Source organism: Vibrio sp. 1751 (genome assembly GCF_033339895.1).
Classification (GTDB): Bacteria; Pseudomonadota; Gammaproteobacteria; order Enterobacterales; family Vibrionaceae; genus Vibrio; species Vibrio alginolyticus.
On record NZ_JAWOVM010000124.1, the window covers coordinates 1 to 9,042 of the forward strand.

The following is a 9,042-nucleotide window of genomic DNA, read 5'->3' on the forward strand; positions in this document are numbered from 1 at the left end:
CGCCTTCTTTCTTTAGTCGAGCACAAAATACAGTGCGGCTCATAATGACTCCTTGTATTCAATTAACGAAGTTCGTGGGGTAGCGTTTCCAGCAATAGTTTTACTGGCGCGGCTAAACCGACTTCTTCAGGTTTAGATAAGTTATACCAAAGACCTTTGTTGCCTTCCATTATCACGTCCGGTTGCTTTGATAAATCAATCAAAATTGGCGTGATATCTAGGTGGTAATGGCTGAATGTATGACGAAAGGTAATCAGTGTTTGCTTCTGTTTGATATTGCTGGCTTGAATGCCGCGTTGATCCAGTAGCAATTCAATGTCGCTTTCTGCATCCACATGTTCGGTTTGTGGGAAGCAGAATAAGCCACCCCAAATGCCTGTTTGTGGTCTTTGCTCCAACCACACCTCATGACCATTTTCGGTGTTGTGGTGAAGCATCACGAAACGAGTTTGCTTGATTGGCTTATCTTTCTTCGGTTTTTTGCCCGGGTAGTCGAGCACATTACCTTGTTGCTTTGCCACACACAGATCAGCAACAGGGCAGAGGCTACATTTGGGTTTGCTGCGAGTGCAGACCATTGCGCCCATGTCCATCATTGCCTGGTTATACTTATCTACATCCGTTTGTGGGGTATGCGTTTCGGCAATTTCCCACAGCTGGTTTTCAACCTTTTTTTGTCCTGGCCATCCTGCAACTGCGAAACAGCGGGATAGGGTGCGCTTCACGTTACCATCAAGAATCGCGTGTGGTTGTTTATACACAGACGATAAAATGGCGGCAGCGGTAGAGCGACCAATCCCCGGTAGGGCGTTCATTTTCTCTATATCAAGAGGAAACTCACCATTGTATGTGGAGGCGACCTCTTGTGCTGCTTTGTGAAGGTTACGGGCTCGGGCGTAATACCCTAAGCCAGTCCAAAGGTGTAGGACTTCATCTTGCTCAGCATTGGCAAGATCGATCACGGTTGGAAAGCGCTCCAAGAAACGTTGGTAATACGGAATAACCGTAGTGACCTGAGTTTGCTGAAGCATAATTTCAGACAACCAGACACTGTATGCGGTCTTATTTTGTTGCCACGGAAGATCTTTTCTTCCATATGCGTCATACCATTCTAGGATGGCACTGGCGAAAGGTGTCACGACTTGCTCTGTATTCTATTATTGGTTAGGTGCAAAATTGCACCACATAATGGACAAGAAGTACAACGGATAAACAGTAGGGATATAAAGAGGTGTGTCGTTGCTTTTGGGTTGCCATAGACCAAGAGCTCAACAAATACTTGCACCTAAGTAAATTCTTTGGATAATCCCCGCTTTGATTAATCAATGTGCAGGCAAAATCAATGAGTGAAGTAACCACTAACGAATACAACGAAGACGGAAAGCTGATCCGCAAAATCCGCAGCTTTGTACGCCGTGAAGGGCGTTTGACTAAAGGTCAAGAGAGCGCGATGAATGAATGCTGGCCTACGATGGGTATTGACTTCAAAGCTGAACTTCTCGATTGGAAAGAAGTGTTTGGCAACGATAACCCAGTAGTGCTTGAGATCGGTTTTGGTATGGGTGCTTCATTGGTTGAAATGGCAAAGAACGCGCCAGAGAAAAACTTCATCGGTATCGAAGTTCATAGCCCAGGCGTTGGTGCTTGTCTTGCCGATGCTCGCGAAGCGGGAATTACTAACCTGCGTGTAATGTGTCACGATGCGGTAGAAGTATTCGAACACATGATCCCAAATGGCAGCTTATCGACACTGCAATTGTTCTTCCCAGACCCTTGGCATAAGAAGCGTCACCACAAGCGTCGTATTGTTCAATTAGGTTTTGCGGAAATGGTGCGTGAGAAGCTTATCCCTAATGAAGGTATTTTCCACATGGCGACCGACTGGGAAAACTACGCAGAGCACATGATTGAAGTGATGAACCAAGCGCCAGGTTTCGAAAACATTGCTAAAGATGGTGATTTCGTTCCTCGTCCAGACGATCGCCCGCTAACGAAGTTTGAAGCTCGTGGTCACCGTCTTGGTCACGGTGTTTGGGATATCAAATATAAGCGTATTGCGTAACCAGAGGAGTTCATGGGATGTACCATTACGCGATATTAGCGAATCCGGGTCATAACCGAATTTACTTTGATAGCGCAATGACCATTGCCTGTTCTGAGCTAAAAGCAATTTTAGCTTCACAAGGCGTGGATGTGACAGAAATTGGTAGTAAAGACGTTGGCTTACCTGCTGCGTTGGTGTTTTCTTGTCAGGAAGCGCTAACCGATGAGCAGGCGCGAAGAATCGCAGCCTCTTCGATTTACTATGCGCTATTTGAAGTGCGCGAAGATGGTTTACTTCGACCAGTTCAAGCGCCCGTATTTAACACTTTCCCGGAAAGTATGAGCCAGATTTTGCGCTACACCGGGAAAACAAACGAGCAGTTTACCCGTTTGATGGTGAATATCGGCATTAGTGCGTCCAATACGGGAAGTGAACAACTGACCTTAATGGATCCAATGTGTGGTAAAGGTACAACCTTATTTGAAGGCTTGATCCACGGTTTGAACGTGGTAGGGGTTGAGATCAACGCCAAGTGGGTGCAAGAGATCCAGACCTTTATTGTTAAGTTCATGAAGAATGGCCGCTTTAAGCACAAAGTGAGCAAAGAAAAGCGCACTGCGGGTGGTAAAAAAGTGGCGGATGGTTTCGTGGTTGAAGCTGCAGCAAATAAAGAAGATTACAACCAAGGCAATCTTCAGTTTATGAAGCTGTATTCGGCTGATACTCGTATCGCTGATCAAGTCGTGAAAAAGAACTCAGTTGATGTGATGGTGTCTGATCTGCCTTATGGCGTGCAGCACGGCAGCAAAAATGCCAAGGACAGCAAACTGAACCGTAGTCCACTAGAGCTTTTAAAAGAGGCTCTGCCTGCATGGAAAGTGGTATTGAAAAAGCAAGGTTCAGTGGTGTTGTCTTTCAATGAATTCACATTGAAATGGAAAGATGTCGCGGCATTATTTGAAGAGCAAGGTTGGAAGGTACTTTCAGAAGAGCCTTACATCGGTTATCTTCACCGTGTTGATCAATCTATCAACCGCAATATTATTGTGGCAGTAAAACCATAATCGACTTGAGTCGAACGAACCCTATGGAAAAGCCAACGACACGTTGGCTTTTTTTACCTCTGAGCTCAACGAGTTCTCTTGTAAATAGAAGGTAGAGAATGAAACCGACAGTGGAAATTTTGACAGATATTTTGGCGGAAGTACGCCCTTTAATCGGCCAAGGTAAAGTGGCTGATTACATTCCTGCTCTGGCAAAAGTACCCAGCAACAAGTTAGGTATTGCGGTATACACCAACGAAGGTGAGGTTATTAAGGCGGGTGATGCCGATGAACCTTTCTCTATCCAATCTATTTCAAAAGCATTGAGCTTGACGTTAGCGATGTGCTTGTACAAGCAAGAAGAAATTTGGTCTCGAGTGGGAAAAGAGCCTTCGGGGCAGGCATTTAATTCGCTAATTCAGCTAGAAATGGAGCAAGGTATTCCTCGTAATCCATTTATAAATGCTGGAGCGATAGTAGTGGCAGATTTGTTACAAACTCGCTTATCTGCACCTCGTCAGCGCCTGTTGGAATTTGTGCGTCAGCTTTCTGGTGATACCCATATTGTGTATGACAAAGTCGTTGCGGCATCCGAAATGATGCATGGTGATCGTAATGCGGCGATTGCATATCTCATGCGTTCGTTTGGCAACTTCGAAAATGAAGTGATTCCAGTACTACAAAACTACTTCCACGCTTGTGCGCTGAAGATGAGTTGCGTCGATTTGGCTAAAACGTTTAGCTATTTAGCAAACAAGGGCACATCGGTACAAACGGGTAAGCCTGTAGTTTCTCCTGTGCAAACCAAACAACTTAATGCACTGTTAGCAACGTGTGGCTTGTATGATGGCGCGGGCGAGTTTGCTTATCGCGTTGGTATGCCTGGTAAGTCTGGTGTTGGTGGTGGCATTATTGCGGTAGTACCTGGTGAAATGACCATTTCAGTATGGTCTCCAGAGCTTGATCCTTCAGGTAACTCGCTTGCTGGTACTAAGGCGCTTGAGCTGCTCTCAGAGCGAATTGGCCGTTCAATTTTCTAATGTTGGAAATGTGTCAACCTTATTTAGGGTGGTACTGTTTCTAAATAAAAAGCCTCTCAATTGAGAGGCTTTTTTTGTTTTGGGGTTGCGTTACTCTTCGCTTTCTTCGGCCATAAAGGCTTCGAGCAAATCATTAAGGAAGAGCTTCCCTTTTTCAGTAATTTGCCAGTGGGTAGGCGTTTCACTCAGGTAGCCCATTTCTATCGCCCAGTTGATGGTTTCTTGAATCGTACTAAGCGGTAAGCCCGTGGTGTCCACGTAATCTTGCTTCGGACAGGCTTCAATTAAGCGGAATCGGTTCATAAAGAACTCGAATGGACGATCTTCATCCGCGACGACATGTTCCGTATGCAGATAAGGTTTGACCATATTTTGATAAGCCGCTAAATAGCCTCGCGGGTGCTTTACCTTTGTCGTTCGAATAATACGTCCGTCGGTAAAACTGAGTTTGCCATGAGAGCCACAACCGATACCAAGGTAATCACCAAAGCGCCAGTAGTTGAGGTTGTGCTGACACTGATAGCCCGGCTTGCTGTAACCGGAGATTTCATATTGCACATAACCCGCGGCTGCAAGTTTTTGGTGTCCGAGCTCGAAAATATCCCACAAGTCATCATCGTCAGGTAGCGTTGGTGGCTTGTAGTAGAACATGGTGTTTGGTTCGATGGTCAGCTGATACCAAGACAAGTGCGGCGGTGCCAACTCAATCGCTTTGTCCAAATCTGCCAAGGCTTGTTCGATGCTTTGATCAGGTAAGCCGTGCATGAGATCGAGGTTAAAACTGTTCAAACCGATTTGGTGCGCCAGCTTAGCAGCATTGACGGCTTCGTCTTGGCCGTGAATGCGCCCCAAACGCTCAAGCTTTTGTTGCTCAAAGCTTTGCACGCCGATAGAGATACGCGTTACCCCGGCTTTACGGTAGCCAACAAAACGCTCTGCTTCGATGGTGCCTGGGTTCGCTTCCATGGTTATTTCGATTTCAGGCTTGAACGGAATACGCGCTTCAATGCCCTTAAGTAGACGCTCGATGCCTTCTGCCGAAATCAAACTCGGCGTACCACCACCAATGAAGATTGAATGCAGTGGACGTGGCGCTTCGTTAAGTCGGTATTTCTCAATGTCGGTATCCAAATCTTCTAAAAGGGCACTGATGTACTCTTCTTCTGGAATCTCGGTTTTGAGCGCGTGAGAGTTAAAGTCGCAATACGGGCACTTTTGCACACACCACGGGATGTGTACATACAAGCTGAGTGCTGGGGGCGTTAACATGGTCTAATTCGCTCGTGATTACTGAGACACTTGCTCAGACAGTTGAGCAAACAACGACTTGAGCGCTTTACCGCGGTGAGACAGTTGTTTTTTACGTGCAGGTTCAAGTTCGGCTGACGCACAGTTGTCTTCAGGAACAAAGAAGATTGGGTCGTAGCCAAAACCATTTTCACCGTGAGCTTCAGTTAGAATGCGACCTTCCCATTTACCGTGGCAGACGATAGGCGTTGGGTCGTTCTCGTGACGCATGAGGACTAATACACAGTGGAAACGTGCTGTACGCTCTGCTTCTGGTACGCCTTCCATTGCCGCTAGCAATTTTTCTAGATTCTCTTGATCAGATGCGCTCTCGCCTGCGTAACGTGCAGAGTAAATGCCCGGAGCGCCTTTTAAGAAATCGACTTCTAATCCAGAGTCGTCTGCAATGGCAGGAAGCCCTGTTTCTTGTGCGGCATGGCGAGCTTTAATGATTGCGTTTTCAATGAAAGTTGTACCCGTTTCAGCTACTTCCGATACATTGAATTCACTTTGCGCTAATACTTCAAAGCCGAAGTCAGACAATAAATCTGCCATTTCACGAACTTTGCCTTGGTTACCAGTTGCTAGCACAATTTTTTTCATGGGAATCTCTTTTAATAGTGATAGAGGAGAACAAATCGTTCTCCTCTAGATATTCTTTAACTAATAAGTGGTTTTTAGCCTGCTTAGATCCAAAAGCTTTTGGAACATCACAACCCAATTACTCTTCAACATAAAACTTCTGGGTGAATTTAAGCTTACCTGAGCCTTTGTTTCCAGCTTTTACGTCAATATCGAAAGTAAAAGTTTCTTCGTGGGTAATTGGCAGTTCGGCTAAATAGTATATCGCATTGCCTTCTTTGACTTCACGAAAGGTCAAGGTCTGAGTTTGGCCGATAAGGTTCTTCGCGCGTCCAGCAATTTTTGCTTCTAATGCTGGCTTACCCAATGAAGCTCTATCTAACACGCTAATATTAACCACAGCGAGGTATCCATTACGTTTGATATCGTAGCTACGTGCGACTTTGGGTGTTAGGAATGTTGAGTTAAACGCGACATAGTGTACTTCGATATCTTTCATATTTTTAAACTGATCGGCGAAGCTTGGTAACGACAACAGGCTAATCAGTAATGCGGTAATCCATTTGCTCATTGTTACTTCCTCAAAGCACTTGTTATAAAACAACCATAGCTGCAATTTTACCTTGGTCAGGGGGGTAAAAAATGCGTACTCAGTCGTTGGTATTAGTAAGTGTGGTACAAAATCGTAAATAAAAAGCCATCATAAGATGGCTTTAATTTCTGTCGGTATCTGGGTAGGCGATTCTATCCGAATTTGTTTGTGCCGTCCTAATTCACCTTTTTCTATGTGAACCAAGCCCTTAGCGATTTTAAACTGCTTGGCTAAGAACTTAGTTAGGTGTGCATTAGCTTTGCCATCGACAGGTGGAGCAGTAATGGCGATTTTTAGCTCTTCACCATGCAAGCCAACGATTTTATCGCGGCTAGCTTTAGGTTGAATATAGAGCTTCAGGATGATGTCCTCACCATCTTGCCAAACTGCAGCTGACATTATAGCTGGAACCAAATTGGACCAATGATATCGCCCATTAAGAAGTTCGCGAACTGCAAGCCGATAAATAACACCAGTACGCTTAAATCAAGACCACCAATAGCCGGAAGAATACGACGGATTGGAGCGCACATTGGCTCGGTCAGTTGATGGAATACGTACTCGATAGGGCTGCGGCCTTGGCTTACCCAGCTCAAAATTGCACGGATCAATAGTACCCAGAACAATAGGCCACCTGCGGCTTTGATTAATGATAATAAGCCCAAGAATAAGAAGTCAGCGCTGAAAGAGACGGAACCGTTCGAAGCTATTAGGATAAGCACGACAAATTTAAGCACACACAACACGTAGGCAAACAACACGGTTGCTAGGTCAATATTCCCCACGGAAGGGATAACGCGGCGCAATGGACCAATGACCGGCTGAGTCGCTTTTACTATGAATTGCGAGAATGGGTTGTAGAAGTCTGCGCGCGCAGCTTGCAACCAAATTCGCAAAATTACGACCATGATGTACAGGTCAAATAGGGTTGAGATGAGAAAACTCATTGAATTCATAAGGTACCCTTAACAAGTGATGGATGATACTAAACGGAGTTCATCCAAATAATTAAAACAGTTTTTCCATTTCTTCCGCGCGAGCCACAGCAGCTTGCATGGCTTTAGCGACAATATCTGAAAGTTGATGTTCGTTGAATGTACGCAGTGCTTCTGCCGTTGTCCCACCTTTCGATGTTACGTTCTCACGCAGGGTTGATAGCTCAGTTTCTGGGTTGCTAACCACCATACTGGCCGCGCCCAGTGCAGCTTGCTGAACCAATAGTCGAGCGGTCTCTTTATCAAAGCCTTGCGCAATCGCTTCTGCTTGCATCGCTTCCATAAACAGGAAGAAGTATGCTGGAGCACTGCCCGCTGCGGCAATCACATTATTGATGCCAGACTCTTGCTCAACCCAGCATACTTTACCGACCGCTTCCATTAACTCTGCGGCAAAAGCTTTGTCGTGCTCGGTTACATGAGTTGGTGCGAATAACCCACTCATACCCAACCCAAGTTGTGATGGCGTATTTGGCATAACACGAACCAAGTTCAATTTGGTGGCTAGCATATCATCCAATCGTGAACAGTTGATGCCTGCGGCAATAGAAATCACCAGTTTATTAGTGAAATCGATCGATTGCAGTGGTTTACAGACATCAGCCATCATTTGCGGTTTTACAGACAATACCACCACATCCGCCTCGGTCGCAGCTTGGATGTTATCGCTGGTGGTACGGATGCCAAAATCTTGTTCTAGCAGAAGGCGGCGAGCCTCTGAAGGAGCCGTCGCGGTAATGTTTTGCGCTGGGTATCCGTTAGCAACCAAGCCGGAAACAATGGCTCTCACCATGTTGCCAGCACCAATGAAGGCGATTTTTTTATGTTCCATTTGTCTGATTTCCATCATGATATTTAGAATTTGTTGTGCGCTCAGGTGTATAATGGCGCCGCTGTTACTTACTGCTCCTATTGGCGAGTAAGATGATTGCGCATTTACGCTCTAACGATTGACGACATAACTTATGTCGCGAGTGAGCGTTTTGTTGATTTAGCTGTAGTCTCGTGCGCCGAAAATAGCGGTTCCAATACGAACCATTGTACTACCAGCTTCGATTGCAGCGGTCATATCACCACTCATTCCCATTGATAATGTATCGATTTCTGGGAACTGTGCTTCGAGTGTTTGCTTCAACGTAGCCAACTTCTGAAATTCACGGAGTTGTGATTCGTAGTCAGACACGTTGGCAGGAATCGACATCAACCCTCTTAAAGTGAGGTTGGGTAGGCGAGAAATCAACTCCGCCAGCTCGAATACTTCCGCTTCAGTGACACCAGACTTAGATGCCTCACCACTGGTGTTAACCTGAATCAGAACTTGTAGCGGTTTAAGTTCGCTTGGCCGCTGATCATTCAGGCGTTGAGCAATCTTGGTTCGATCGATGGTGTGAACCCAATCGAAATGTTCAGCAACAAGTCGCGATTTATTCGATTGAATCGGGCCAATGAAGTGCCATTC

At 45.7% G+C, this 9,042-nt stretch carries 11 protein-coding genes; 3 read left to right on the forward strand and 8 right to left on the reverse strand.

Going from position 1 to position 9,042, the window contains the following annotated elements; genetic code table 11:
- Nucleotides 1-62: 62 nt before the first annotated feature.
- Nucleotides 63-1,139 (reverse strand): A/G-specific adenine glycosylase, encoded by a 1,077-nt coding sequence (gene mutY / locus R7041_RS21555; protein ID WP_017635575.1) that lies wholly within the window; start codon nt 1,137-1,139, stop codon nt 63-65.
- Between the two features lie 203 nt (nt 1,140-1,342).
- On the opposite strand from mutY, the gene trmB reads away from it, so the two are divergent.
- The 3 genes from trmB to glsB all read left to right on the forward strand — a co-directional run bounded on the left by trmB (nt 1,343) and on the right by glsB (nt 4,127).
- Entirely contained in the window at nt 1,343-2,062 is a 720-nt protein-coding gene (gene trmB, locus R7041_RS21560; RefSeq protein WP_005384506.1) for a tRNA (guanosine(46)-N7)-methyltransferase TrmB, read from the forward strand.
- Between the two features lie 17 nt (nt 2,063-2,079).
- Nucleotides 2,080-3,108 (forward strand): TRM11 family SAM-dependent methyltransferase, encoded by a 1,029-nt coding sequence (locus R7041_RS21565; protein ID WP_005384509.1) that lies wholly within the window; start codon nt 2,080-2,082, stop codon nt 3,106-3,108.
- Between the two features lie 98 nt (nt 3,109-3,206).
- Nucleotides 3,207-4,127, forward strand: a complete 921-nt coding sequence (gene glsB / locus R7041_RS21570; protein ID WP_005381007.1) for a glutaminase B — start codon at nt 3,207-3,209, stop codon at nt 4,125-4,127.
- A gap of 90 nt (nt 4,128-4,217) precedes the next feature.
- Here glsB and hemW read toward each other — a convergent pair whose 3' ends face one another.
- The 7 genes from hemW to R7041_RS21605 all read right to left on the reverse strand — a co-directional run.
- Complete coding sequence (gene hemW / locus R7041_RS21575) at nt 4,218-5,396, reverse strand: radical SAM family heme chaperone HemW (protein ID WP_005384511.1); 1,179 nt, start codon at nt 5,394-5,396, stop codon at nt 4,218-4,220.
- An 18-nt stretch (nt 5,397-5,414) separates the two neighbouring features.
- The gene (locus tag R7041_RS21580; protein ID WP_005381009.1) at nt 5,415-6,017 is read right to left on the reverse strand and encodes an XTP/dITP diphosphatase; all 603 of its coding nucleotides are present in this window, start codon (nt 6,015-6,017) and stop codon (nt 5,415-5,417) included.
- Nucleotides 6,018-6,135: 118 nt separating this feature from the next.
- A complete protein-coding gene (locus R7041_RS21585) occupies nt 6,136-6,567 on the reverse strand; it encodes a DUF4426 domain-containing protein (RefSeq protein ID WP_005381010.1) in 432 nt (143 codons plus the stop codon).
- 129 nt (nt 6,568-6,696) lie between these two features.
- Nucleotides 6,697-6,987, reverse strand: a complete 291-nt coding sequence (gene yggU / locus R7041_RS21590; protein ID WP_005393980.1) for a DUF167 family protein YggU — start codon at nt 6,985-6,987, stop codon at nt 6,697-6,699.
- Entirely contained in the window at nt 6,987-7,544 is a 558-nt protein-coding gene (locus tag R7041_RS21595) for a YggT family protein (protein ID WP_005381012.1), read from the reverse strand. Before R7041_RS21595 ends, yggU begins: the two co-directional genes overlap by 1 nt.
- A gap of 52 nt (nt 7,545-7,596) precedes the next feature.
- A complete protein-coding gene (gene proC, locus R7041_RS21600) occupies nt 7,597-8,415 on the reverse strand; it encodes a pyrroline-5-carboxylate reductase (protein WP_005381013.1) in 819 nt (272 codons plus the stop codon).
- Between the two features lie 159 nt (nt 8,416-8,574).
- The coding region (locus R7041_RS21605; RefSeq protein ID WP_318128710.1) for a YggS family pyridoxal phosphate-dependent enzyme at nt 8,575-9,042 on the reverse strand (468 nt) is incomplete at its 5' end.